This is a genomic window from Peribacillus sp. YIM B13477 (assembly GCF_042787955.1).
Lineage (GTDB): Bacteria > Bacillota > Bacilli > Bacillales > DSM-1321 > Peribacillus > Peribacillus frigoritolerans.
Map to the genome: position 1 here is coordinate 236,479 of NZ_JBHZPD010000005.1, position 26,709 is coordinate 263,187.

Below are 26,709 nucleotides of genomic sequence, written 5' to 3' on the forward strand. Positions count from 1 at the left end.
AATGCATGAAACTTATCGGCGTTAAAAAGCCCCATTTCTCTTATATGACACCGAGAAACGGGGCTAATAATATAGGATCATTTCACCTTTTAAACTTCTTAATGGCGATGGGGCGTTCCCCCTTATATAACTTATGAAAACCTTATCTAAGAACCCTTGTGCTTATTTGATCCGTATTTCCTGTAACTTTTATAAAGCTTAATATAATGAAAAATCGCTATAGGGGCGTTACTTAAACCAATCTAAAAAGTCGAATTCCTAACCGTGGAGGAATTCGACTTTTAATTTTAACAGTATCCATCACTTTTATCTCAGGGACCCAGCCTATGTAATTTAGTCTTCAGAAAAGTCTTGTTGTTAGAAAGAGGTCATCCAAATAATGAAGTACTATGCAGCGGCTGAACTTTCGCCAAAGGATCAATATAGGCTTTGGCATTATTAACTGCCGTAGGACCTTCACCGAATCCGGAAGCAATTAATTTAACCTTTCCATCATACGTACAAATATCCCCGGCTGCGTATATGCCTGAAATATTTGTTTCTTGCTTGGAATTAACGATAATTGCATTTTTATTGATGTTTAGACCCCATTCTTTAATCGCTCCCAGAGAAGAGACAAAGCCGTAATTAATAATTAAATCATCTACGTCAACCACTTCTTTTTGTTGAGTCTTAGTGTGTTCTAAAACTATTTGCGTAATGTGATCTGTTCCTACCAATTCGGAGGGAATATAAGGTGTTTTGACCTCAACAGAGGAATTCACTAACTTTTCTACACTATGCTCATGGGCACGGAATTTATCTCTTCTGTGTATCAATGTTACCTTTTCAGCAATCGGCTCTAACATAAGGGCCCAATCAACAGCAGAATCCCCACCGCCCAGAATCGCCACTTTTCTTCCTTTAAATCGATTCATATCATTCACGAAATAATGCAAATTCTTATCCTCGAACTGCGTTGAATCTTCCAATTCTAGTTTACGAGGCTGAAAGGCTCCATTTCCAGCAGTAATGATCACTGATTTAGAGAAATGAGTATCGAGGTTTGTAGTGATCTTAAATGTTCCGTCTGCTTGCTTTTCCATTTGTTCAACTGCTTCTTCAAGACAAATTGTTGGTTCGAATACTTTCATTTGTTCTATTAAATTTTCTATCAATTCCTGCGCCCTTACTTTTGGAAAACCAGCTATATCATAAATGAATTTTTCGGGATAAAGAGCCGAAAGCTGTCCACCCAGTTGAGGAAGACTTTCGAGGATTTTCACCTTCGCTTGCCTCATTCCGCCATAGAATGCAGTAAACAAGCCAACTGGGCCGCCGCCAATAATAGTTATGTCATAGACCTTCTTTTCTTCTGTCAATGCAATCACTCCTTGTTCTTCTAGGTTGGTTGTTCATACTGAACATGATTTACTGGTTGTAAGGGATAAACTTGTATGTTTCCACAAGTAATTCTTCCTTTTCCTTTGTTTCAGAAATGATGGATAAAAGCAATTGAATATCCACCCTTTCAAAGACAATCTGGATATGTCACCACATTAAAAATCTATAAAGCTACTGGTCACAAACGCACCTGAAATTATTATTCAAATTTATTAGGGTTACCATCAAAGGATGTTTGAGCCACTTTTATAGAATCTGTTGGACATCCTTCTGAAGCATCTATCATATCTTCCTCGAGTTCATCAGGTATAATCGCTGCCCCAACATTATTATCCAATATAACGAACGCAATCCCTTCTTCATCATAATCATAAATATCCGGAGCTGAAGCACCACAAGCTCCGCAAGCAATACACGTTTCTTTATCAACGATTGTGTAATTAGCCATTTTTCCTATTCATTCCTCTCTCTAATCTAGGCCTGGTTTTACTAAAGTATTTGTAGAAGCCTTTTCCTACTCAGTTCCTTTCAAAAATTCCAAAATGCTCGAATTAAACTTCCTTGGATTTTCCTGGTAACACAAATGACCGCCATCTGGAATAATCACTAGCCGGGAGTTTATTAGCTTTTCATGAATGGCTTCTGATTCCTTAATGGGAGTTACAGTATCCAACTCACCACAAATCACAAGAACAGGAACAGCTATATGAGATAACATACTCATTTGATTTAGATGATAAAGTGAATATGCTACCGAACGATATCCTGCGGGTCTTATCTGTGTCATAATCTCTTTGACTCGTGTATGGACATTTTCTGAAGCATGGGGAGATAGCAGTGCTTGTATCCTCTTTTCCGCTATCTCCTTAGTAGAAAGGTTTTCAATTGAAAATAATCGATTTTTCAATTTCGTCTCGTTCTCTTCTGGTGATAGAGCAGCAGCCCCCCTTGTCGAATCTGCTAATATGAGTTTATTAACCTTATTAGGGTACAGGCTACAGTACTCTATCGCAATTGCCGCTCCCATTGAATGGCCGAGAAGATGAATTTTTTCCAGCTTTAGCTGATCTAGCATGCCGTTCAGAATACGTGCGAACTCTTTAAAGTGTCTATATTCTTCTGCTGGATCTGAGCTTTTCCCATAACCCGGAGCATCCCATGCGATTACTGTATAATGCTCCTTTAATTCCTGGATTTGTTCCTTCCATGACTGTGAATTATTGCTCATACCATGTAATAATATTAGAGGTTCTCCATTACCTTCTATTTCATAATGAATGCTTAAATCTTCTACTTTTACGAATGGCATACGATCAGTCCCCTTAGTCTCTAACTCTTAAAGCCCCCAAACTTGATATAACTTTCTTAAATTAGAGAATGATTTACTATTTTTATATTTTGCTTGAAAACCCTATAAAGAAAGTGCTTCCTTTCCCGTCTTACAATTCAGCTAACGTATTCAAATCCTCTCCAGCTTAGCCAAGGCCCCGCACTGACAATCCGCCGTCGCTGGAAATGACTTCACCGGTGATTGCTCGTGATTCGTCAGAAGCTAACAGTACATATGCCGCAACGTGATCTTCCGGCATCTGGGCAAGTTGAAGAATATTCCGTTTTTTAATGCTGCTTGCTTTCGTATCATTATCGACGATTTTCACAAATGGACGCAGCGGTGGAATCACCGTGAGTGCTGTCAATGTACCCCCTGGGGCTACGGCATTTACCCGGATGGAAGGCGATAGTTCGAACGCAAGCTGGCGCATCAATCCAATTTGGGCGTGTTTGCTCGCTGTATACCAAACACCGCCGCCATCTGGATAAAAACTTGCACCGGACACGGTAAAAATAATATTGCCATTCGTTTTTTTCAGTTCTTCAAGAGCAGCTTTAGCTCCGAAAAAAGAGCCTTTTACGTTAATATTGAATAGAAAATCATACGCTTCGGAAAGCGCCTCGGGAGTCACATCGGCAAATTTGGCAAATCCATCGAACACGCCTGCATTCGCAACGAAGACATCTAACTTTCCGAATTGCTCAACAGTAGCTTGGACCGCTTGCTCATTGTCTTCGTATTTGCTTACATCTCCCTGATAAGTAAGGATGTTTTCACCAAATTCTCCTTTCATTTTCGCTAATGTCTCTTTAGAGCGGCCGATAATGCTCACTTTTGCTCCTTCTTGTATAAAACGGCGTGTGACAGCTTCTCCTATTCCAGAAGCTCCCCCTGTAATCAAAACGACTTTATCTTTTAAGGCCATGCCCATTGTCTCCACCCCTTCTGATATCTTTCAAACATAATGAACGGTTATCCAAAGATCGGTTACAGTTCAAATATACGGTCTTGTAGCGAGGACATAACCCCAATAAATGTTTTATATATAAAACTATGTTTTTTTATATAAACAATTCTAAAATGTAATCGCTTCATTGTCAATGTAAGCTGTAAAAAAAACTGAAACCATCGTTCGGGAATATGTGCCTTGTACTATATCAAGCTGTGTCATCCTTATTCCTGTGTACACGTCAATGAGTATTCAAGATTTATTGTGGTTCTCAGTAAGAATCTAGCGTCCCTTCTTACTGAGAGACCCTTTCTAAAAAACGTATGATATTACTTTTTTTGCTCTCTATAAAGTTACTTTGTTTCCTGTTGTATTACTTAGGTGATTTTCGGCAACTTCTTGTTTAATCATAAACAAGTACGCGACAAACCCCAGAGTGGCTGCTACTATCAGCATGGCAATGGAGGGACCAAAATCACCGCCAGACATATCGCGGCTCCACCCCATGATATAGCTTGAAAATCCACCCATAATATTCGTGAATCCCATTAAACCGGCCGCGCGTCCCGCTGTTTCAGGTGTTGAAAATTTGATGATGAAGAAATTGGTTAGATGAAACATTCCTCCCTGAGTTCCCATAGCGAGCCCCATTGAAACCCCGGCCATAATGGGACTAGGTGCTAGGACCGCGATTGTCAAAAATACAGCTGTTAGTATGAAAAGAATCGTCGCAAGCAAGCTCGGGCGTTTCGTTTTGTCCGCCAGAAATCCGCCAGCCAGGACAAATCCTAGCGCGAATAGCCATGATAATGAGGTAATCCCAGTCATTGCATCTCTTTCAAAGCCTTTGGCCTCCACGAGATAGGTAGGAAGCCAAATACTGATTCCAAAGAACAGAAAGGACGACATCAAATTGCCAAACCAGACAATCCAATAACGATAATCCTTTGCAAAGAATTGCTTCAACTGCACATCATGCGCTTCGTCCTTTTGGCGAATATAGGAGATTTCCTCTTTACTCATGCGTGGATGTTCTTCTGGCGTATTACGAGCTAAATACAGGAACATTGGAATATTTATAAACAAGTTAAAGGCGGCGAGAGCAAAGAACGCGGCCTGCCAATGAAATGTTGAAATAATGAGGATGAGCATAACGGTACCCACTGCCGGGCCAAGGTAGTTTCCAGTAATCCAGAATGACTGTGCCCTGCCAAGCTCTCTTTTATTAAACCAATTCGATATGAATTTACCCGATATCGGGATCATCATGCCTTCCCCGATTCCGAGGATGACCCTACTAATTAAAAACATTTCGTATGAAGTGGACAGTCCTCCCATGACCATTGTCGCAGTCCATACCAGTAAACCTAAAACCGCTGTTTTCCGCGCCCCTAACTTGTCGATAATAACACCCCAAAAAATGTTGGAACAGGAGTATGAAATCATGAATATAAAGGAGATCAAGCCAATTTTCGCATTTTTATCCGGGCCAGTCAGACCAAGATCACTTAAAAATCCCGGATCGGTTTGGATAACAGAGATACCTACTTTATCAATCTGACCGAAAAACCAGAAGAAAAAAATAGGAATCGCAATGTACAACCATCTTTTTTGACCTTGTAACATGTTATTTCCCCCTTATAATAGGCTCGTTTGAATGCGCTTTCATGAATTTCGATACAAAATGGCTATCATGCTATCAAACTTCACCAACTCCCCCTTTCAATAGATAGCAGCAACTTTTGTTTCATATAAAAAACATCGTTACCGATATTTAATGTTATATTGAATTTTCTTAATAGTCAATAATATTCCGAATAATATTTTTCAACAGAAAAAATAAGTTTTATATACAAAACTAAATAAGGTATAGTTTCGATGAAAACAACCCGTAACAATTCCTTACCCATCTATCACATAAAACCGGCTAACGTTTCTGCAAATCCTCGTACCTTAGGTAATGCAACTCCATAATTATTTGAAACATCATGATCTGCAGCAATAAAATGTCCATTATGTGACTGAAGCGCTTTTAAGTCTAGTTCCGTTCAAGTGAAGAGTTTTAACCGGGAATAGTTTGAAGATATTCTGTCCTTCACCCCAACTTATGCTGCAGCTTGAGGTGAATAAGGCATACAATTCGTGAACCGCCAACCAACGTTCCTTAGATAGGTAAACTCAAAATTGAAGAATGATTCTTCTTCCGCTCATTCGGTTGTCGTCTTCCTTTTATAACGATTCTTTATAAATATATAAAAATTAACTATTTTTATTATTTATCATTCAATGTTAGCATTTTGTTATAAGTTATTTGAAAGGATGATAGATGAATGACTATCCAATATTCTGAATTCGCAGTATTCGGGCTCGGTCCCATTGGAATTGAAATTCTACGCAGTGCTTATCAAACGAATCCTCAATCTATTATCGGTGTTGTCGATATTGACCCCGATAAGGTAGGGAAGGATATTGGCTTCCTGATCGATGAAAAGGAAACGAACAAGTGTGTAGTTCCCCATATCCAGGAAGTAAATACTGAAGCTGACCACCCTATCGCCCTACATGCAACCGGTTCCAATGCACAACAAGTATGGCCCCAAATCAAAGAGCTGCTAGATCACGGTTTTTCAGTGGTTTCCACCTGTGAACAGCTTTCCTTCCCTTGGCATCGCTACCCTTTACTTTCAAAGGAAATGGATGATTATGCTAAAGCAAAAGGACTTAGTGTCATCGGGACCGGAATCAATCCAGGGTATATCATGGATACTATGGCCATTTCTTTTACAACAGTATTGACCACTGTTAACCAAATTAAGGTCATCCGTAAAGTTGATGTTTCGAAAAGGCGCCTCCCTTTACAAAAAAAGGTCGGAATCGGGATGACCAGAGAAGAGTTTGAATTTTTGGCCCAACGGAATGAAATTGGGCATGTAGGTCTTGAGGAGTCTGTAAGGTTAATCGCTTATGGGCTGAATTGGAAACTTTCAAATGTTATCAATACCATTGAACCAACGATTGCAAGCGAAAATATGACCGTTCCGCTAACTACCTTGAAACGAGGGGATGTTATGGGGCTCCATCAAATTTCCACAGGCAAGACTGTGGACGGAAAGGAAATTTCCTTGGATTTAACGATGTCTGCAGGTATTAAACAGGAAGATGAAATCGTTATTGAGGGGAACGAAACCCAAAGGTTGATTGTTCCAAACGGCATTTTTGGAGATACTGCAACCGCAGCAATGATCATCAATACCGCTAAGCAAATTGATGCACTCCGTAAACCAGGTTTACTTACAATGGCTGACATCGGGGTGCCAAGAAATTTAAATCAATCACACTTTGTGCGTATTTAATGGCTGACTAACAATCTTGCGATAAAGTATTACGATATAGGAAAAGGTGAACCCCTAATAGTTCACCTTTCAGACTGTAGACAAACTCGATGAAAATCGAGTTTGTCTATTTTTATGGCCTTTACAATTTAGACGTTGATTGGAACGTAGGGCACTCGCTTTCCGCGGGCGGTCGGGGAGCCTCCTCGGCTTTCGCCTGCGGGGTCTCCCCTAGACGCGCTTTTCCCGCAGGAGTCTCGTACCTTCCGTTCCAATCAACTTTGTCTTACCTTTTAGATAGAACACTTTTGCCTGGAGTCATTTTTGTTTTAAAATTGAAGTATTAAAACTTGAGGTGATGAGGATGCTTTCTAAACATGATTCTATTCAGCGAGATCAACTTGAAATGATTACTTTAGATTAACTGGTGCCACCGAACCATTTGGTTCGTAAAATGGAGGCTGCCATTGACTTCACTTTCATTTATGACTTGGTGAAAGATATGTACTCAGAGGTAGGACGCCCAAGTATTGATCCAGTTATTTTAGTTAAACTGACTTTCATTCAATATACCTTCGGTATTCGTTCCACGCGGCCGCAGACCGTAACGGTTTTGTATTGGGAACGATTGTAACACCTGGAAATATACATGACAGTCAGATCTTAGAGCCACTAGTTGAACAAGTGATTGAGAAAGTTGGAAAACCTATATATGCAAAACGTAAAGAAACGATTGAGCGTGTATTCGCAGATGCAAAAGAAAAGCATGGTATGCTTTGGACTACTTTAAGGGGACTTAAAAAATTGTCGATGCAGGCGATGCTTACTTTCGCTGCCATTAATTTAAAGAAGATGGCCAATTGGACATGGCGAGGTCCAAAAATGGCCTAACATAGTGGGCTCGTAGAGCCCCAATCTCTTAACTTTAGGCGAAAATTCAAAGGGGATTTCAAAAGGGGTTCAGAATTTTTTAATTCCGAACCCCTTTTGTCTACAAACTGAAAGGTGAACCCCTAATGGTTCACCTTTTCGTTTTGGTTCAGCTGGGCATGCCAACATGACAAAAAACCACCATGAGCGGTGGCTATACTTCCTATATGTAGAATGCAGGAATCGACTATCTTAAATAAGTTATCTTATTTCAGAAAAATATATTCCGAAAATGAAATGATTTTTCTATTTTCATTAATGTGTTCGAGAACCAAGTTTCACGGAAATGGATTTGGCAGCTTTCGTTACTTTGTCAATCAATTCAGGCAAGCGATCTTCCTGAAATCTTGCTTCTATCCCAGCGACACTAATACCGGCTACTATTTCACCTTTACCATTGAGTATCGGTGCACTCACCGCTTTTGTATAATCCTCCAGTTCTGATGAAGTTATCGTGTACCCATTTGATCTCGCTTCATCCATTGCATGACGGAGTTTAGTTTTATCCGTAATCGTTCCCATGGCGATTGGTTTTAATTGGATGTTTTCCAAATAATTTTCACGCTCTTCTTCTGGCAAAAACGCTAGGATGATTCGAGAATCGCCAGCGTACAATGGCGAACGCCTTCCAATGGATGTATAAAGTCGAACAGGCTGCAGGGTGTCCACCTTTTCAATATACATCGCTTCATCCTTATCCCTTACAATTAAATTCACTGCTTCTTCAACATCATCCCTTAGGTCTTTCATGATTGGATAGGCGATTGACCTGATATCCAAACGCTCCCCTACCAGTTGACCAAACTGCAGGAATATCAATCCGAGTGAATAGCGGCCATCGCCGTCCTTTGCCAAAAACCCCATTTCCTCCAAAGATCCCACCATACGGTGTAACGACGTTTTCGGCAAATTGGAAAGTTCCATCATTTCATTAAAGGTCAGTTTTGGATGATTTATGAAAAGGGTTAGGATTTGCATGGATTTCACGACCGTTTTGTTATGTGCCTGCATACAATGTCTCCTTTCATGATACATGTTTTCCTTAACTATCATTCTATTATAAAACATGGAAGAAAGGATGTAATGAAAATAACCGTATTGATTGTTTTTCGAAATGCTCTGTCTGTATTCTCAATTGATTTACCGGCATTTTTTTAAATTTGATCGAATCATTTTATCATCCCGAAGCCCATGGAACGAGTAATAATGTGAAATGCTGAAGCGAGTAGCGGATTAAGTTACTTGATCATTTCGAAAATCCATCCACTACAAAGGCATTTTCAATATTACTTTTGTCCCTTTCCCTTCACGAGAATGAAGGATAAGGTTTCCGCCGCAAACTCTGGCTCTTTCCTCCATACTGAATAATCCTACTCCACGGTTAACTTTTTCTATATCAAAGCCCTTTCCTTTATCTTCTATTTCTACACGAACTTCTTCCTCTATTTCCTGAATCGTCACGGTTGCTTCTTCGGTATAGGCATATTTCCTAATATTTGTTAATGCCTCTTGAATAATACGGTAAATGGTAATTTCCTTGTTTGCATCCAGACGGCAATTCAAATAGCATTCAAAATGGACCTTGATATGATGATGCTCTAAAAATTGCCCTACTAAAGAACGAATGGCAGGGAACAGCCCAAGATCATCAAGTACCGAAGGCCTTAATTCCCAGGATAGATGCCGGAGTGATTCGATAATTTCGGTCGCTTCATCTTGCATTTGATCTAACAGGGGATGATCCATTTCTGTCTGCAGTCTGTTAATCGTTATGAGGTGGCTGTATAAGTTTTGTCCGATATCATCATGAAGCTCTCGGGAAATGCGTTTTCTTTCTTCCTCCTGCACATCAATGATTTTACCGGTCATTTTCTGAATTTCTTCTTCCGCAAGCTTACGCTGGGTCACTTCATAACGAATCGCTAAATATTGATAAGGTTTCTGGAACTCATCAAGAAATGGAACGATTGTCGTATCTACCCAATAATAAGTATTATCCTTGGTCTTATTTTTAATCTCGCCTTTCCATACTTCACCTGATGATATTGTTTTCCAAAGATTGTTGAAAAACTCTTTCGAATGAAATCCCGAGTTAATGATTCGATGATCCTGTCCGATCAGCTCTTCTTTTGAAAACTTTGAAATCCGGCAAAATTGATCATTGACATATTTAATCGTCCCTCTTTGATCGGTTATTGCTACAATCGAGGAAGCATCCAAAGCAAATTGGAAATCGGCCATTTTATTTACGAATTTCCCCAATTCCTCTAAAACTTGTTTATATTCGGTAATTTCCTTGCGAATTGCCAGGTATTTATATGGGTCCCCTTTTTCATTTAAGAAAGGGACAATTGTGGTATCGACCCAATAATGAGTTCCATCCTTCGCTTTATTCTTGATTTCACCCCGCCAAACTCTTCCTGATGAAATTGTCCGCCAAAGCTCTTGCATAAATTCCTTTGAATGATAACCTGAATTAATAATTCGGTGGTCCTTCCCGATAAGCTCTGTCGCTGAATATTTGGATACCTCACAAAATTTCTTATTAAAGTTTATTATCTTGCCCTTTACATCAGTGAATGCAACAATCGTTGATTCATCAAGTGCATAAATTAAATCAACCAGTTCATTGATCGGATAGGATTGCTGCTGGTTAATCCGTGATTGGTCTTTCACTTTATGGACTACAATTAAGTAATAAAGCTCTTTCGCAAGCTGAAAGGAGTTCACCCTGAAAAAAAGCGAAAAAGCATGACCATCCCGGTGGATCCCCAACTGGTGGATAATCTCCCCTCCCCCGCTGTGTTGCAGGTTTGCCCCTGGTATAAGATTCAGAAGCTTTTCCCCGTTCAATTCATGATGTTCATAACCAAAGTGGTCATATACCTGTTGATTCGCAAAAGAGATGACTCCAAATTCATTGACAAGGATTGTCGCATCGCTGGATCCAGGCGTAACCCCTTTTTCCATTTCCAAATGTTTATTCAAGTCCATACATAATCCTCCTTGTTGCCATGTTAAATTAAGCTGTTCAATTCCTTTTCCAGTTTTTTCGCTGCATCAAGGATCTTATGCTGGTCACTTTCAGAAATGGGCTGAACTGTCCGTTTACCTACTAATAATACCCCTTTGGGAACACCTTTAAATTGAATCGGAACCGCGAAGGCGCAACGGAGATTTTCCGCAAGCATGATGGGATAATCTAAAGCTTTGCCGTGGATATTATTGGGGAAACCCTCAATCTTCATCGGCGTCCCCGTTGATATGACCCTGCCTGCAATTCCTTTTCCATATCGAACAGTTATCCTTTTGTACTTATCATTTCTGTTGCCGGCGGCATAATGCCAGCTTATATCAGGACCTTTTCTGTTTTGTAAGGCAAGTCCTACAAAATCACCGTTCATTTCATCTAATACATATTCACACGCTTTTTTAAATGGTTGTTCCTCTTTCGATTTACTGTCCAAGTTAAATTCCATACCCTAATAACCCCTTTTTTAAAGCGAATGCAACAAGTTCATGCCTTGTTTTCATCTTGAGCTTTTCCATTAGGTTTCCTTTATGGCTTTCAACCGTTTTCACGCTTATGACAAGCTGTCCGGCAATTTCTTTATTGGAAAACCCTTTCGCAATCAACGTAAGCACCTCTTTTTCACGGTCAGACAACAGATTGATAGAATCAGCGGTTCCCTGCTTCACACTGCCTAAATATTCTTCCATTACCCTTTTTGTTGCAGATGGATGGAGGTAAGCATTTCCGTTTGATAAAGATCGGATGGCTACCAATAGTTCTTCATGGGGTGCACTTTTTAAAATACAGCCTGAAGCCCCGGCTTGAATGGTTCTGAACAAATATTCATCATCATCATGCATGGTAAGTATCAATATGGCTACCTCGGGCATGAGTTTCTTCAGTTCTGAAGTAGCCGATAAGCCATCTTTTCCATGTGGCATGCTTAAATCCATGACTACCACATTAGGCTGAAGCTCCAGTGCTCGTTGTATTCCTTCATTCCCCTCTGAAGCTTCCCCAATGACTTCCATATCTGGATGATTGTTTAGTAGCATCTTTAAGCCCATTCTTACAACGGCGTGATCATCGCAAAGCAAAATTTTTATCAAAGCAGCTCCCCCTAGCTTTGTTCGTGTTTGTATCGTTATATGAAACAACAAGGGGGATTGCACAATTCGCAAACCCCTTGTTTAGCATTTTAATATAATGGCAGAGAAATCTCTATAGAAGTCCCATGATCTACTTTTGAAAAAATGGTACAATTCCCGCCAATCAAATGCATTCTTTCACACATGGCAGCAAGCCCGCTTAGCTTATTCATGGCGGCTTCAACCTCAAATCCTTTCCCTGAATCTTTTATCATGATTAATAACATGCTTTTTTCCCATTTGAATAGTATACTTGCTTTTGTTGTATCAGCATACCTTGCTATATTCACCAATGCTTCTTGGCAGACCCTGAAAAGTGTAATGCTATCTCTATCAGAGATTTGCGATTCATTTCCCAGATTCTCCATCTCAACCTCAATACCATAGGTTGAGGTGTATATTTTCATGTAGCTTTTAATAGCTGAAATAAGCCCAAAAGTCGTAAGGGTAGGAGGATGCAATTCTACAGCCAAAAGCCTGATTTCTTGAATTGCCTTCTCCAATAGCTGTTTCATATCACCTGCATAAATTCTCATTGCAGGCTGTTCGATTGCCGTTTCAATGAGCTGCATTCCGGAAAAGAGACTGGAAAGGGACTGCCCCACACCTTCATGAAGCTCCATCGCAATTCTTTTAATCTCTTCTTCATGTGTTTGTATGATATAAGAACTGATGTTGTTTTTAAGTGGCTGAGTATTCATTCCCACCCTCCTTTTTCAATTGTCGCTGATTATTGGCCATTCAAAATGCGGCATGCTCCCCCAATTACACTTCCGGCAGAGTGGTGAGAAAGCTGACGTATATCTTTTTTCCCACCTGAAACCTAGCATTAGAACTTCTAGTTCTTGAAAACTCCAATTCAGCCTTCAAATCAATCATTTAATGCGCCAGTTCATTTTATGCTTTTTTCACTCTATGACTTGAAATGTCACTAAACATACCTGCATATTGAACGACATCCCCCGCATCATTCTTTATCGAACTAATGGTCAGCCATTGCAGATATTGCTGTCCATCCTTTCGGCTATTCCAGATTTCACCTTGCCAAAATCCATTTATCTCAATGGATTTCCACAAATCCTCATAAAAAGTTCGAGACTGTTTACCCGACTTAAGTATACTAGGGTTCTTACCAATTACTTCATTTTCCTGATAACCCGTAATACTGCAAAACGACGGGTTTACTGAAATGATCTTACCGGTGGTATCGGTAATTAGAATCCCTTCTATTGTATGATCGATCACTTCTTTGGCAAGCCCCATTTTGCCTTGGAAATACATCCAAACAACTAAAATCAAACTTGCAAGGGCAACTTCCGACAACGCCATGAACCCGATTGCATAATGTCCTGTGATATTGAATAACAAGGATAAAATTAATGGCGGAAAAAAACCTCCCAAACCGCCCATAGCGGAAACGATCCCATTCACAATACCAGCCTGCTTTTGGAAATACATCGGCACCAGTTTAAAAATAACACCATTTCCCATTCCGGCACATAGGGCAATACTCAAACAGCCAATAGTGTACCAGCCAATTGATGGAGCAAAGGATAGGATCATCGCTGAAACTGTATACACTCCAAAAACGAACATGAGCAAAATGAGGGAATGAAAACGATCTGCAAGCCATCCGCCAATTGGTCTCATAAGGGTAGCAAGAACAATAAAGCCTGCTGTCCTTAGACCAGCATCAACCTTATCCAATCCAAAGTTAGCTACAAGAAAATTTGGCAGATAGATAGTAAATGCAACAAAAGAACCGAATGTTATAAAGTAAAATAAACTTAGCAGCCATAGTTTTTCATTTTTGTAGACACTCTTCACTTGTTCTAAAAGCGGTGTTTTTACTTTCAGCTCTTTTTTATCCCCTAACAGAAAGTTACCTGCAATAAAGACCGCCAAGATCACAAGATAAAGCTGTACAGTTGTTGACCAACCAAAATTCTCAGCTACAACGGGTGCTGCAAATGCCGATACTGCCGTGCCCAGGTTTCCTGCACCGTAAATTCCATTTATAAAGCCATGACGTTCCTTTGGATAATACTTAGGTAAAGAGGTTACTCCAACAGAGAATACGGCTCCTCCAATACCAAGGAAAAGTCCTCCAATCAACAAATCGACAAGGGAATCGGCAATGCTGATATAATAAACAGGGAACAATAGTAACATAAAGCTAATCAGAAAAATTTTCCTGGCTCCGAACTGATTGGCGTAAAAGCCAAGGGGGATACGAAGTACAGATCCCAAAATGACAGGAACGGCTGTCACCAGGGCAAGCTGACTCTCCGGTATAGCAATATCTTCTTTAATAAAGGGCATCAGGGAAGAAATTAATACCCATACCATAAATCCGACTATTAAATTTAAAGTCTGTAATGGAAGCTGTATTTTCTTAATCATTCTGATCACTCTCTCTTCTAATTACATATTGTAAACCCGTGTTTGCGTCAAAAGCTGACCACTCATTTTTATTTCGAACCATATTGCATGTCAGGGGAACAGCGAAAAAATTCAGGTGATCAAAATAAATGCGTAGATGGGTCATGTCAGGACAAATCTCCACCTTATCTATCGTTTTAGTAACAAAAGGCGCTTTATCCTGCCCATCATCATCCAAGATTGCCACTCTGGCTTTTTCCGAGACTAATGATTGTAAACCGTCCAAATTAATGTGTCCCACATGTATTGCACCCTCTCTTTGCACTGTATACATTCATTTGAAAACCCTGCAAATAATCCCAGAATGTATCTTCTGCATGATTCTCGATAAATTCAATTGTTTCCACTACAGACTCCCAATTGCTCATTCCCTTTACTTCGGCAACTACAATATCGGCCCCATCTATTGACTTTTCATCTAAATACCAGTTAAGACGGACATCTTTAAAAAGGTCTGAAAGGAGCTTATCGATTTCAGCAGCAAAATTTCCAGTTGCTTCTTTTACAAAACAAAAATCAAAGTATGTTTCACTGTTCATTTGATTCACGCCTTTTCGTTTTTTTATAAGTAAATAACGCTAAGGGAAACACCACTATGTTTAATCCCCCAAATATTAATACATTTATATAATTTTCATAATAAAATTGGTGAACCATAAATTGGGTAAATACAATATTCATCATCAAGAAAGCACAAAGCAACGCGACACCGATGTACTTAAACTTCATAACGCTTCACCCTTACAGCGTATACTGCGCCATTTTCAACTTTCACTTGAATTTCAGGCAGGGGCCTCCTTGGAGGTCCGGCAGTTGGAGCACCTGTTTCAACATCAAATTTCCCATGATGGCAAGGACAGATCATTTCACCTTCTTCTTTCACCCAAAATACCGGGCAACGAAGATGTGTGCATGCATTTTGGTATGCTACGTATTTCGTTTCAGACAATCTGATCAAAATGGCATCATCATGATCCCCTGGAAATTTAAACTCCACTGCGTCACCAATTGGAAGTCCGCTTACATTAGTTATTTTTTTGTGAGGATACTCCTTTTCCCCAAGACCCATCAATTCTTTAGCCGCAATCGCTCCCCAAGGAAGGGATGAAATCGCGAATACTCCTGCAGCTCCCACTAGTGTTTTCATGAACCCTCGTCTGTCGAGCTTTCTTTCATTATCCCGTTCAATATTATGGGTGTAATTATCTTCATTAAAGGGGATTTTATTATTTTTATCCGACGGCATATAAATCCCTCCTAAAATAGCTTTTCAATTCCTTGTAAAATACCAGGCAAATTTACCTTAACGTTCGTTTCACTTTCAAGATAAGGCAGGCTACTCACCCATTTTCCATTATCTAGATTAAATTGTTTTTTTCTATTTCCAATTTCCTCATCGGTGAGCCACTGAAGTGTGTTGGATGGACAAACACTTGCACACATTGGCGGGATACCGTTTTTTGTCCGGTCAATACATAAATCGCATTTATACATTAAGTTTTGCTCTGTATCAAATTTTGGTATTCCATACGGACAAGCGATCGTACAGTTTTGGCAGCCAATACATTTTTCAACTAGAGCTGATAAGACGGCCCCTGTCTCATGTATTTGGATTGCCTGGGCAGGACAACTTCTTGCACAGGCCGGATTCACACAATGGAGGCACATAAGAGGCATCGTCTGCCGATTGACCAGAGGGTTTACATCATAAACGTAGTTCCTGTTCCGCTCTTCATGACCTCCGCATTGTGTACAAGCAGCAAGGCATGACCGGCATCCTATGCAGTTTTCAAGTTCTAAATAGAGCCTCTTTTTCATTTATTGCACCTTCTTTATTTCGACTTTTTCCATTTGAGCCGCACAGACCTTAAACTCCGGCATACGGGATATTGGGTCAAGCGCTGCAATCGTTAATAGGTTGATAGATTGCTCGTGCCCAAAGTGGTATGGAACAAATACAGTGTCCTTACGAATTGCCTCTGTAATTTTCACTTTATAGATTGCCTCGCCTCTCCGGGTGTACAGGCGGACCTTATCCTCATGGTCCATATTGTATTTTTTTGCTGTTTCCGGATGCACTTCGACGTATGGCTCCGGGCACATATCACGCAGAAACTGGATTCTTCTCGTCTGGTTTCCAGATAAGTAGTGGTAAACGACACGACCGGTTGTTAAACGAAGTGGATATTTTTCATCTGGCTCTTCAGCAGGGGGACGGTAAGGAAGCGCACAAATTTTCGCTTTCCCGTCTGCGTGATAGAATTTTTTATCCAGGAACATATGCGGCGTTCCCTTATCATTTTCATCCTTACAAGGCCAAAAAACTCCGTCCTGTTTGTCGATCTTATCCCATGTAGCACCATAATAATCGGCATTTCCACCTTTACTGGCCAGTCTGAATTCATCTGCCACATCTTTTGCCGTTTTCAAATGGGAAAAGTATTTTCCTCTTCCAAGACGTTCTGCAAGTTCTACTTGTATTTGCCAGTCGGGCTTAGATTCACCGATTGGTTCTTGTGCCTTATTTATCTTAATAATTCTTCCTTCAAGGTTAGTAACTGTTCCTTCATCTTCTGACCACGTTACAGATGGCAGGATCACATCCGCAAACTCGGCTGATTCAGAAAGATAGAAATCCGAACACACCATAAAATCAAGATTTTTCATCGAAGTTCTGACGAAATTCAGATTCGGCGCAGATACTGCAGGATTAGAACATAGCAGATACAGTCCGCGAATCGTTTTTTGTTCCATCAACTCAAACATTTCATATGCAGATACACCCGGCTGGGGCATTTCTTCAGGAGTGATATTCCATACTTTACAAACTTCTGCTACATGTTCAGGGTTTGTAATTTTACGGTATCCTGGCAATAAATCGGCTTTCTGGCCATGCTCCCGTCCCCCTTGCCCGTTTCCTTGACCGGTGAATGTCGCTACACCAGACTTTGGCCGTCCGATTTTACCTGTCACAAGCGCCAAGTTTGTATATCCAGATACATTGTCAACTCCCTTATGCTGCTGTTCGATTCCACGTGCGAACATGACAACGGCATTTGGTGATTTCCCATAAATTTCCGCTGCACGAATGATTTTTTTCGATGCCACACCTGTAAGCTCACTCGTATATTCCGGTGTAAATTCTTTTACAAGTTCTTTTGTTTCTTCAAACCCGTTCGTATGATTATTAATGAATTCTTCGTCTGCATAACCGTTTTGAATTAATAGATTTAAGATTCCATTAGCAAGGGCAAGATCCGTTCCCGGTTTCAAGTCAAGATGAACATCTGCTCTTCTCGCAATAGGAGTTTCACGGGGATCTGCCACGATAATGTACCCTCCTCTTTCTTGTACGTTCCAAACACGGAACATAGAAGTTGGATGGCATTCTGCTGTGTTGCTTCCTGCAATAAATAAGCAATCTGTTTCATGAATATCAGTCCAAGGTAATGTTGAACCTCTATCAACTCCAAAAGAACGAAGGAATCCCCCGGCTGCACTCGACATGCAAAATCGGCCATTATAATCAATGTAGCGAGTTCCAAGAGCCACACGTGCAAATTTCCCTGTTAAATAGCATTTTTCATTTGTCATTGATACCCCGCTGAAAACGGATAATGAATCTTTTCCATATTTAACTTGAAGTTCCCTGAACTTATTTGCGATTAAATCATACGCCTCATTCCAGCTTGCTTCACGGAAACCTTCCTTTGTTCCCTTTAATGAAGCATCATCACGAATAAGCGGTTTTAAAATACGATCATCATGATTCGTCTGCTGGTAAGCTGTAACCCCTTTTGGACACATTTTCCCTACGGTTACAGGCCAGTCATAACGGGGTTCAACCCCAATGATTTTATTCGTCGCTACATTTACCCTTAAATTCATTCCGCATTGCATTCCGCAATAAGCACAATGGGTTTTGACCAATGTTTCATTCGGGTGTACCACATTACTTTCTGCTTTAAAAAACTTATCCTTTTGCATCCTGGTTTGCCTCCTTAACTTTTACTTCATGGATGGGGAACCCGGAAAATTGGGCAATCCTGTATTTTCTTCGACAAGGAAGGCACATTTCAGCGAGATGGTGGCCTTCTTTCGCTTGGAATTCTATATCATTCCTGCCGAGTACCTCTATTACATCTTTTGATTGTTCTGTTGAAACAAACTCATTACCGCATACTTTGCATCCTTTCATGGATTGTTCCGCATAATGTTCTCTGTAATTTCTTGCAAATACACTCATTGGGCGGAAAGGTATGTGCGCAAGTTTTCCAAACGGAAGATAAATCAATGTAATGATGACTGACCATTGGTGAATCAGTGACATGGCCGGCTGTCCTGCACCATGCATAAAAATGTTCATGAACGTTAGTGCCAATCCTGTAACGCTGACCAATAACAGCATGAATAATGGAAGGAAGTCATACATGAATTGTTGCTCTGCCCTTGCCTGCATATTTTTCAAACGACGATAAATGGCCATGCATACTCCGGAAATGACCATCACTGCTGTTATGTTCAGTGCGTTATATGATAACTTCGCAATGAGCCCATCAGCTGGCACTGTCATTACTTGGATCCCCATTGCGATGATGTTGTAGTAACCGTTCTCGTCCATTGTGAAGTACATCCATCCAAATACTAGAGGAAAGGTCACGAAGCAGGAAAGAATGCAGCCCCAGCCCATAAGAACGTGCTGAGTCCATCGGTAAATTCCCCTGTTCCAGATGAAATTGTATGTTGCTAAATGTTCAACTGTTGTTTTGGGCGTTGATCTTCTTAAGAGAATTTTGATTCCTTTTTTTATAAAAACCTTTGTTGGCGGCCTTTCCCCCCAAGCGATAAATCTGTAAAAGAACCCCCCAATAAAAATAAACGTCCCCACCATATAGCCATAAAGGTTTAAATCCACGTGTGTAAACATTCTCGTACCTATAAACGATAAGAATACAAGTCCGCAAACTGCTAGAAACATAGACTTTGCAAAATGTGATGCAAAAGCATCATCAATCGATTTTCCTGTTTTTTGATTTACGGCGACTTTTGCCTGCATTATTATTCCTCCTCATTACAAACAATTACCATACCCTTATTGTAAGATCTTGTCTGATTGTTCGATATCGGGGAACTTCCCCATCCTTTTGGAAAAATCCCCTTAACTTTTGAAAATAAACAGAAATTCAGACGTCAGAATGGTGATTAGTCCGTATTTCCTTCACTCTAATTTCATAACTTCTTATTTGGGATTGGGGTAATAATGTAAATAAGTATGTATAAGGATGTTGGGTTTCAAGATTCTTTGGAGAAAAAATGCATGTCAACTTCTCCTCTCTTTCGAATTGCAAACCGGTTTTGGAAGACATTATTGGACATAGTGGAAGAAAGGGACCTTCTTTATCATGAACTTTGTTTAATGAAACAAAAAAGAAAGCACTCTTTAAGAGTACTTTCTCCAGTTTGCAGACAAAAGGTCAACGGTAATCCATATGTGTTTCAGCTTCTTCAATCGTTTTACACATAGAACGAATACCTAAGGTATAATGAATGAAAAATAACAGGATCAATAATTGGGCGTCCTACCTCTGAATGAATACATATCTTTCACCAAGTCTGAAAGTGAAGTCAAGGAAGCCTCCATTTTACCAACCAAATGGTTCGGTGGCACCAGTTGATCTAAAGTAATCATTTCAAGTTGATCTCGCTGAATAGAATCATGATTAGAAAGCATCCTCATCACCTCAAGTTTTAATAAACCTATTTTAAAACAAAAAAGACTCTAGGCAAAAGTGTTCTATCTAAAAGGTAAAACAAAATTGATTGGAGCGGGTGTTCGTGACTCCAGCGGGAAAAGCGTGTCCAGGGAGACCCCGCAGGCGAAAGCCGAGAAGGCTCCCGGACCGCCCGCGGAAAGCGAGCCTTACGTTCCAATCAACGTCAAATTGTACAAGCTATAAAAAAATGTAGACAAACTCGATTTTCATCGAGTTTGTCTACATTCTGAATAAAGCACCCTTTAAGAGTACTTTCTCATCTTTTGCGTTAATTGTAGAAGCATTATATATCCAGCCATTTTTTCAAGGCCAATGAAATTGAAACTTGCAATTCCTTCAATTGCCGTTCTTTTTGAAGGAACAGCCGTTCAGCCTCCTTTAAATTCACCCGTGAGAACTGAATCGATTCCCCTGGTTTAACCTGAGCGATAATTGGTAAATCCGCCGTAATCACCTGAGCTATCTTAGGATATCCGCCCGTTGTTTGGCTATCTGAAAGGAGGATGATCGGATTTCCATCTGGCGGAACCTGAACGGACCCATTTGTAACCGCTTCAGATAATAACTCTCCATTATCCTTTAATTTCAGTGCAGGGCCCGATATTCTATATCCCATGCGGTCGGATTGATTGGAAACTTTAAATAACCTCTCTACAAAACTATCTTTACTTGTATCTGTGAAATATTCATATTGGCTTCCATCGATGAAACGGATGAGAGGTTTTCCTCCTGGCATGAACTCCTTCTCATTGACAAACCACTTTGGGAAGGAAAATGAACCTTTGAACGTTCGATCATCAAGATTCTTCGAAGGTTCATTAAACTCCAAGACATCGCCAGCCTTTAATGCCCTCCCCATATAGCCGCCAATCCCAGCCCTTAGATATGTGCTTTTACTCTCCATAATTTCAGGAATAGCAAAGCCTCCCGCTACAGTTAAGTACGCCCTGCAACCTGATTTACACCCTTCAAATCGAAGAATCGATCCATTTTTCACAAGAATGGGCTTCCACATCGGTACCACCTTATTATCAAGTGTAGGTGATAAATTTCCACCTGTTATTGAAATCAGGCAATTTTTCTCTACTTTAATGGTCGGACCCATTAATGTAATTTCCAAGGCCGCTTCTCCTTCTTCATTGCCAACCAACATATTGGCAATTCGTAAAGAATGTGCATCCATCGCCCCGCTTACAATCACCCCATGTTGCTTGAATCCTTTTCTTCCAAGATCCTGTATACTGGTCAATAATCCCGGTTTGATTACGCGCAGGCTCACTGTATCCCCTCCTTAAGAATCATTTCTTTATATTCTTGATCCGTAATCGGGTGGAACTTCACAATGTCCCCTGCTTGTAATAGACTTGGAGGATTTACATTCGGTAAAAATAGTTTGGTTGGCGTTTGTCCGATCAATTGCCATCCACCAGGCGTTGATATGGGATATACTCCCGTTTGCATACCGGCGATCCCTACTGCCCCTGCCGGAATGGTCATTCGGGGAGAGGAACGCCTAGGTGTCGCGATGTTCTCCGAAAGTCCGCCAAGAAACGGGAAACCCGGTGCGAACCCGATCATATAAGCCAAATATTCACCGGTTGAATGAATATGAATGACTTCATCAGTAGTCAAATCATTATAGCGTGCAACATATTCCAAATCGGGTCCATATTCATACCCATAGCACACGGGGATGGTAACCGTTCGATGTATCAGTTTCTTATCTTCTTTTAAATCCTGTAATTTCATTTCCAAGATGGAACGGACCACTTCAAAGGGAGATATGGTTTCATTACCATTGCTTTTATTTTGTTCCTTATAAATAACCAGTGGATCATAAAAAACCGTCAAATTGGTATAAGCCGGTACACATTCTATAAACCCCGCAAAAGGTTCATCTTCCAGCAAATCCTTTAACAATTTTATTTTTTTGTGAACGCTGTATTCCATTCCATTCCCGAATGTTATCACGATTGCGGAATCGCCTAATGGAGAAAGTGTACATGCAGTTTTTTTCAAAAGCTTTTCCGGCATAGGAATCATCTCTTTCTGTCAGTTATAAAACTCCTAATTTTTCATCACGAATGTCCGTTATGAACATATATCCAGGTGCATGCGTGATCATGATCTCCGGTTTAGTTTCCATAGCAATGGATTGAGGTGTTACACCACATGCCCAAAATACTGGGACTTCCCCTTCACGAATCGTTACTGGATCACCAAAATCCGGATGCTGAATGCTGGAAACACCAATCGCTTCAGGGTCGCCAATATGGATTGGAGCGCCATGAACGGCCGGAAAACGCGATGTCACTTGAGCTGCCCTCACCACATCCTTTTGTGGAATCGGCCTCATGCTAGCCACCATTTTCCCATGAAAAATCCCTGCATCAATACAAGGGATATTGGTTTTATACATTGGTACATTGCATCCCTCTTCAATATGACGAATCGATATATCATTGTTTAAAAGGGCGTGTTCGAATGTAAAGCTGCACCCAATTAAAAATCCAACCATATCCTCTTCCCAGTAGTTTGAGATATCCGTTACTTCTTCCACTAATTCTCCATATTTATATACCCTATATTTCGGAATATCGGTGCGAATATCCCCAGACTTTGCTGCAAATGCGGGAATGGCTGAACCAATTTCCGTAACATCCAGCAATGGACAGGATTTAGGGTTACGCTGACAAAATAATAAGAAATCAAAAGCATGCTCTTTTTTTAAGATGGCTAAGTTCGCTTGTGCATAACCGTTAGCCATGCCAGCAGTCGGCTTTATCAATTCGTTGTTTCGAATCATTGAACGCAACTCAGCCGGGGTAGCTTGAGAAAGGTCGATCATTAGTATTCATCTCCTATTACGAAGTGGAAGAAAGTGACAAACCGGCACGCCATTTCCACCTATTTTTATTGGATTTTCATTCATTGATCATTAAAAAAGTGCTGGCAGTTGTTTCATTAATGTATATACGCCCATCAACGCCATGATGACAACCACGAATACACCGGAAATCGTTAACCATAAAGGATGCTTATAATCACCCACGATATTTTTCTTATATGCGGCAATTAACAATGTTCCAAGAGCAATTGGTAAGATGAGTCCATTAATGGCTCCAACTATAAGCAATACTTTAACCGGTTGGCCAATCAATAGAAAGCAAATGGTCGATACGGCTATAAAGCCAATGATTATCCAGTTTGCCTTCTTATTTATCTTTTCGCTGAAAGTTCTGATAAATGAAACCGAAGTATATGCCGCTCCAACAACAGACGTGATCGCTGCTGCCCACATGACAATACCGAAGATTTTATATCCTATATTACCCGCAGCGAGTTGAAAAACGGATGCTGCAGGGTTATCCGGATTAATTTGTAATCCTTTCGATACAACACCCAGTACTGCCAGAAATAAGGCAACGCGCATGACAGTCGTTATCAAGATCCCCATTACCGAGCTCTTCGTGACCTGAGGTAACGAGTCAACGCCCTTCACGCCTGCATCCAATAGACGATGGCCACCCGCAAAAGTGATGTAGCCGCCAACAGATCCGCCCACTAATGTTACGATGGCAATAATATCGATTTTATCAGGGGCAAAGGTCTTCACTACCGCTTCCCCTACAGGAGGAGAGGTTGTCCATGCAACGTAAATCATCAAACAAATCATGAAAAATCCAGCGATTTGCGTAAAACGGTCCATCGCTTTCCCTGCTTCTTTCACTACAAAAATCAGTACGGCGATGACTGCGCTTATTGCCGCCCCCGTAGTTGGGGATATTCCCGTCATCGCATTCAGACCTAATCCGGCTCCTGCGATATTTCCAATGTTAAATGCCAGCCCGCCCAGGACGATCAGTGCTGCCAGTACATAACCCAGCCCAGGAAGGACCATGTTTGCAATCTCTTGACCCCGTTTTTCGGATACAGCAATAATGCGCCATACATTTGTTTGGGCAAATATATCAAGAATGACCGAAATAAGGATAACGAAACCGAAACTTGCCGCAAGGCTTTGGGTATAAACGGTCGTTTGCATTAAAAAACCTGGTCCTATTGCCGATGTTGCCATTAGGAATGCTGCACCTAACAATAAAGTGCGGTTCGTTTTTGGCTTAGTCAAATTCTTTTTCTGTGCTGTTGTATTTTTGTTTGGCTCCAATGGAATCTGCCCCCTGATTGTTTAGTTTTTTTTCAAGAAAAAGACTTGACTTTTATTTCAGATAATTGCAAAGATTCCCTAACATGCCGTGCAAAGGATAAAGCATGTGCCCCGTCCCCGTGAATACAAATGGTATCTGCTTTTAAAGCCACATCTGAGCCTTGCTGGGACAGTACCTTCCCTTCCTTCACCATGCGAATGACTTGGGCAACGGCAACATCATCGTTTTCAATCAGTGCGTCCTTTTCCAATCGGGAAGTCAATGAACCATCATGTTGGTAGGTGCGATCGGCAAATACTTCACTCCCTGTTTGCAATCCGATAGCCTGTCCGGCGCGTATTAATTCACTGCCCGACAAACCAAATAAGATAAGCTCGGGATTCACTTTATATACCGCTTCGGCAATGGCCATGGATAACTCTTTGTTCTTTGCGGCCATATTGTACAAAGCCCCATGCGGTTTCACATGCTGCATACTTCCGCCTTCGGATTGCAGGAAGCCATTTAATGCCCCAATTTGGTAGACGACAATATCATAAGCTTCCTGTGGTGAAATATTCATATTGCGTCTGCCAAATCCTATTAAATCCTGTAAACCTGGGTGGGCTCCGATTTTGACTTCTTTCCCTAAAGCAAGCTGAACCGTTTTTCTCATGACTGTAGGATCACCAGCGTGGAATCCACAAGCTACATTGACAGATGTTACATAATCTAAAATCTCTTGATCATTCCCCATCCGGTAAGCGCCAAAACTTTCTCCTAAATCACAATTCAAATCAACCGTGTTCATACTACCCACTCCTTTAATAACGGAAATTTTAGTAAACCATAAAATGCAAGTACTTTTTCAATCATTCAAATGCGCATGTTCCGAAATTCGGAACACCAGTTTCATATTTCGGAATATTCTCATTCTAGCATATTTTAATTATTTCGACAATATTTTGTTAGAAAACCTAACATTACAGTTTGATAAAAAAAGCCGTTGTTTCCTTTGAAAGGAAGCAACGGCCATGATTACAGCTTTTAAGTTTGGAATCTATTAATTCAAAATCGGTTAATCGAAAACAATGAAATATCTTCCTTGGTCGTACCGGAGATAATCAAGTCACTCAAAATTTTCCCCATGACACTGCTGAATTTAAAACCGTGTCCAGAGAAACCTGCCGCTATAGCAATATGTGGATAATAAGGATGTTTATCCACTATAAAATGCTCATCAGGGGTCATGGTATAGATGCAAGTTTTCCCATATTTCATTTTTTGATCAGCAGGCATATATTGCCCTAAAAACCTCATCAAATCACCCTCATCCTCAGCCAATTCACCAAAACCCTCGATACAGCCATCAGGATTGATCCGCTGTCCTCCATCATGTCTCCCTATTTTCAATCCAGAACCATTTATACTAGGAAAGCCATAGTATGTACCAACTGAAGTATCAAAAGTAAAAGCCGGAAAATCATTATGATTATATAATTTTTCATTTGCATGAAACCAGGCAAATGTTTTTCTGATGGGTTCCAGCGGGAGATTCAAATCTAACATCGCCAATATTTTCGGTGCCCACGCCCCAACTGCAACCACTAAAGATTCCGAGTGGAATGTCTGTTCATCCGTTTTAACCGTGACCCCGTTACCATGGGCAACTACCTTCTTTACTTCACTGTTTACAATGATGTCGGCACCATGGGATTTCGCAAGTTGTTGATACGCGTTTATGCATTCTTCACTTTTCAACACGCCAGAAGTCGATTCATAGCACCCAATGTAGTCTTCCGGCAATGTTATTCCTGGCCACCTATCATGAATTTCATGGTAATCCAATATGTTCATAGGTAAACCATATTCCTTTGATCCTGCTTTCACTTGTTTAATGAAAGTGGAATTTTGGCTTCCAGCATTCAGGACCCCCGTCGGAAGAAATAATTGTTGACCCGAAATTCTTTCCAATTCCCCCCAAAGCTTTTGTGATTTAAGTGCCAAAGAAACATACTCCCTGCCTTCACCATAAGCATGCCTAATAATTCTTGTTTCCCCGTGATGGCTCCCCTTATTATGAGGAGGGGCAAAGGAATCCAATAATAATACTTTTTGTCCATTTTTTGATAGATAATAACCTGAAGACATTCCCATGGATCCAGCTCCAATTACAATTACATCATAATGCATCTTTCATCCCTCCTCCTTTAAATATGGTCCTTCATTTTAAAAAAAGGAAGCCATTTTACCTTAT

The 26,709-nt window shown here is 40.5% G+C and carries 24 protein-coding genes and 2 pseudogenes; 3 read left to right on the plus strand and 23 right to left on the minus strand.

Going from position 1 to position 26,709, the window contains the following annotated elements:
* Positions 1 to 368: 368 nt before the first annotated feature.
* From ACFX4H_RS17010 to ACFX4H_RS17030, 5 genes are all read right to left on the minus strand, one after another.
* Positions 369 to 1,361 carry an NAD(P)/FAD-dependent oxidoreductase gene (locus ACFX4H_RS17010; RefSeq protein WP_034312587.1) on the minus strand — a complete coding sequence of 331 codons (993 nt, stop codon included), beginning with the start codon at positions 1,359 to 1,361 and terminating at the stop codon, positions 369 to 371.
* 221 nt (positions 1,362 to 1,582) lie between these two features.
* Entirely contained in the window at positions 1,583 to 1,831 is a 249-nt protein-coding gene (locus ACFX4H_RS17015; protein ID WP_034312590.1) for a ferredoxin, read from the minus strand.
* A gap of 66 nt (positions 1,832 to 1,897) precedes the next feature.
* The gene (locus tag ACFX4H_RS17020; protein WP_241635747.1) at positions 1,898 to 2,692 is read right to left on the minus strand and encodes an alpha/beta fold hydrolase; all 795 of its coding nucleotides are present in this window, start codon (positions 2,690 to 2,692) and stop codon (positions 1,898 to 1,900) included.
* A 166-nt stretch (positions 2,693 to 2,858) separates the two neighbouring features.
* On the minus strand, positions 2,859 to 3,647 hold the full coding sequence (locus tag ACFX4H_RS17025; RefSeq protein WP_244889683.1) for an SDR family NAD(P)-dependent oxidoreductase: 789 nt from the start codon (positions 3,645 to 3,647) through the stop codon (positions 2,859 to 2,861).
* 363 nt (positions 3,648 to 4,010) lie between these two features.
* Positions 4,011 to 5,291, minus strand: a complete 1,281-nt coding sequence (locus tag ACFX4H_RS17030; RefSeq protein WP_323602990.1) for an MFS transporter — start codon at positions 5,289 to 5,291, stop codon at positions 4,011 to 4,013.
* A gap of 704 nt (positions 5,292 to 5,995) precedes the next feature.
* Between ACFX4H_RS17030 and ACFX4H_RS17035 the strand changes: the two genes are divergently transcribed.
* From ACFX4H_RS17035 to ACFX4H_RS26855, 3 genes and pseudogenes are all read left to right on the plus strand, one after another.
* Positions 5,996 to 7,018 carry an NAD(P)H-dependent amine dehydrogenase family protein gene (locus tag ACFX4H_RS17035; RefSeq protein ID WP_328137440.1) on the plus strand — a complete coding sequence of 341 codons (1,023 nt, stop codon included), beginning with the start codon at positions 5,996 to 5,998 and terminating at the stop codon, positions 7,016 to 7,018.
* A gap of 403 nt (positions 7,019 to 7,421) precedes the next feature.
* A pseudogene (locus ACFX4H_RS26850) lies at positions 7,422 to 7,604 on the plus strand (transposase); the annotation flags it as partial.
* Between the two features lie 95 nt (positions 7,605 to 7,699).
* Positions 7,700 to 7,888, plus strand: a pseudogene (locus ACFX4H_RS26855) (transposase); the annotation flags it as partial.
* A gap of 294 nt (positions 7,889 to 8,182) precedes the next feature.
* On the opposite strand, the gene ACFX4H_RS17045 reads toward ACFX4H_RS26855, so the two are convergent.
* The 18 genes from ACFX4H_RS17045 to solA form a co-directional block, all read right to left on the minus strand.
* Positions 8,183 to 8,938 (minus strand): IclR family transcriptional regulator, encoded by a 756-nt coding sequence (locus tag ACFX4H_RS17045; protein ID WP_377435904.1) that lies wholly within the window; start codon positions 8,936 to 8,938, stop codon positions 8,183 to 8,185.
* 255 nt (positions 8,939 to 9,193) lie between these two features.
* The gene (locus ACFX4H_RS17050; protein WP_377435905.1) at positions 9,194 to 10,921 is read right to left on the minus strand and encodes a sensor histidine kinase; all 1,728 of its coding nucleotides are present in this window, start codon (positions 10,919 to 10,921) and stop codon (positions 9,194 to 9,196) included.
* Positions 10,922 to 10,944: 23 nt separating this feature from the next.
* Positions 10,945 to 11,406: a GAF domain-containing protein gene (locus ACFX4H_RS17055; protein ID WP_034312603.1), complete on the minus strand. Its 462-nt coding sequence runs from the start codon at positions 11,404 to 11,406 to the stop codon at positions 10,945 to 10,947.
* Entirely contained in the window at positions 11,396 to 12,049 is a 654-nt protein-coding gene (locus ACFX4H_RS17060; protein ID WP_034312606.1) for a response regulator transcription factor, read from the minus strand. The genes ACFX4H_RS17055 and ACFX4H_RS17060 overlap by 11 nt, the downstream gene beginning before the upstream one ends.
* A gap of 89 nt (positions 12,050 to 12,138) precedes the next feature.
* Positions 12,139 to 12,789 (minus strand): sensor histidine kinase, encoded by a 651-nt coding sequence (locus ACFX4H_RS17065; RefSeq protein ID WP_377435906.1) that lies wholly within the window; start codon positions 12,787 to 12,789, stop codon positions 12,139 to 12,141.
* Between the two features lie 196 nt (positions 12,790 to 12,985).
* Positions 12,986 to 14,491, minus strand: a complete 1,506-nt coding sequence (locus tag ACFX4H_RS17070; RefSeq protein ID WP_098864609.1) for a nitrate/nitrite transporter — start codon at positions 14,489 to 14,491, stop codon at positions 12,986 to 12,988.
* Entirely contained in the window at positions 14,484 to 14,771 is a 288-nt protein-coding gene (locus tag ACFX4H_RS17075) for a hypothetical protein (RefSeq protein ID WP_098187641.1), read from the minus strand. The genes ACFX4H_RS17070 and ACFX4H_RS17075 overlap by 8 nt, the downstream gene beginning before the upstream one ends.
* Positions 14,758 to 15,069, minus strand: a complete 312-nt coding sequence (locus tag ACFX4H_RS17080; RefSeq protein WP_367407840.1) for a hypothetical protein — start codon at positions 15,067 to 15,069, stop codon at positions 14,758 to 14,760. Before ACFX4H_RS17080 ends, ACFX4H_RS17075 begins: the two co-directional genes overlap by 14 nt.
* A gap of 179 nt (positions 15,070 to 15,248) precedes the next feature.
* Positions 15,249 to 15,776 carry a Rieske (2Fe-2S) protein gene (locus tag ACFX4H_RS17085; RefSeq protein ID WP_034312622.1) on the minus strand — a complete coding sequence of 176 codons (528 nt, stop codon included), beginning with the start codon at positions 15,774 to 15,776 and terminating at the stop codon, positions 15,249 to 15,251.
* Positions 15,777 to 15,787: 11 nt separating this feature from the next.
* The gene (locus ACFX4H_RS17090) at positions 15,788 to 16,348 is read right to left on the minus strand and encodes a 4Fe-4S dicluster domain-containing protein (protein WP_034312626.1); all 561 of its coding nucleotides are present in this window, start codon (positions 16,346 to 16,348) and stop codon (positions 15,788 to 15,790) included.
* Positions 16,349 to 18,517, minus strand: coding sequence for a molybdopterin oxidoreductase family protein (locus ACFX4H_RS17095; protein ID WP_377435907.1), 2,169 nt, complete (start codon positions 18,515 to 18,517; stop codon positions 16,349 to 16,351).
* On the minus strand, positions 18,504 to 19,586 hold the full coding sequence (locus tag ACFX4H_RS17100) for a hypothetical protein (protein ID WP_052137434.1): 1,083 nt from the start codon (positions 19,584 to 19,586) through the stop codon (positions 18,504 to 18,506). Before ACFX4H_RS17100 ends, ACFX4H_RS17095 begins: the two co-directional genes overlap by 14 nt.
* 1,001 nt (positions 19,587 to 20,587) lie before the next feature.
* Complete coding sequence (locus ACFX4H_RS17105; protein WP_312019050.1) at positions 20,588 to 21,583, minus strand: 5-oxoprolinase subunit C family protein; 996 nt, start codon at positions 21,581 to 21,583, stop codon at positions 20,588 to 20,590.
* Entirely contained in the window at positions 21,580 to 22,338 is a 759-nt protein-coding gene (pxpB, locus tag ACFX4H_RS17110; RefSeq protein WP_268589844.1) for a 5-oxoprolinase subunit PxpB, read from the minus strand. Before pxpB ends, ACFX4H_RS17105 begins: the two co-directional genes overlap by 4 nt.
* Positions 22,339 to 22,360: 22 nt before the next feature.
* Entirely contained in the window at positions 22,361 to 23,152 is a 792-nt protein-coding gene (locus ACFX4H_RS17115) for a putative hydro-lyase (protein ID WP_377435908.1), read from the minus strand.
* A gap of 90 nt (positions 23,153 to 23,242) precedes the next feature.
* Positions 23,243 to 24,382, minus strand: coding sequence for an NRAMP family divalent metal transporter (locus ACFX4H_RS17120; protein WP_377435947.1), 1,140 nt, complete (start codon positions 24,380 to 24,382; stop codon positions 23,243 to 23,245).
* Positions 24,383 to 24,504: 122 nt separating this feature from the next.
* Positions 24,505 to 25,263 carry a 5-oxoprolinase subunit PxpA gene (pxpA, locus tag ACFX4H_RS17125; protein ID WP_241635725.1) on the minus strand — a complete coding sequence of 253 codons (759 nt, stop codon included), beginning with the start codon at positions 25,261 to 25,263 and terminating at the stop codon, positions 24,505 to 24,507.
* A 257-nt stretch (positions 25,264 to 25,520) separates the two neighbouring features.
* Positions 25,521 to 26,645, minus strand: a complete 1,125-nt coding sequence (gene solA / locus ACFX4H_RS17130; protein WP_377435909.1) for an N-methyl-L-tryptophan oxidase — start codon at positions 26,643 to 26,645, stop codon at positions 25,521 to 25,523.
* Positions 26,646 to 26,709: the final 64 nt, after the last annotated feature.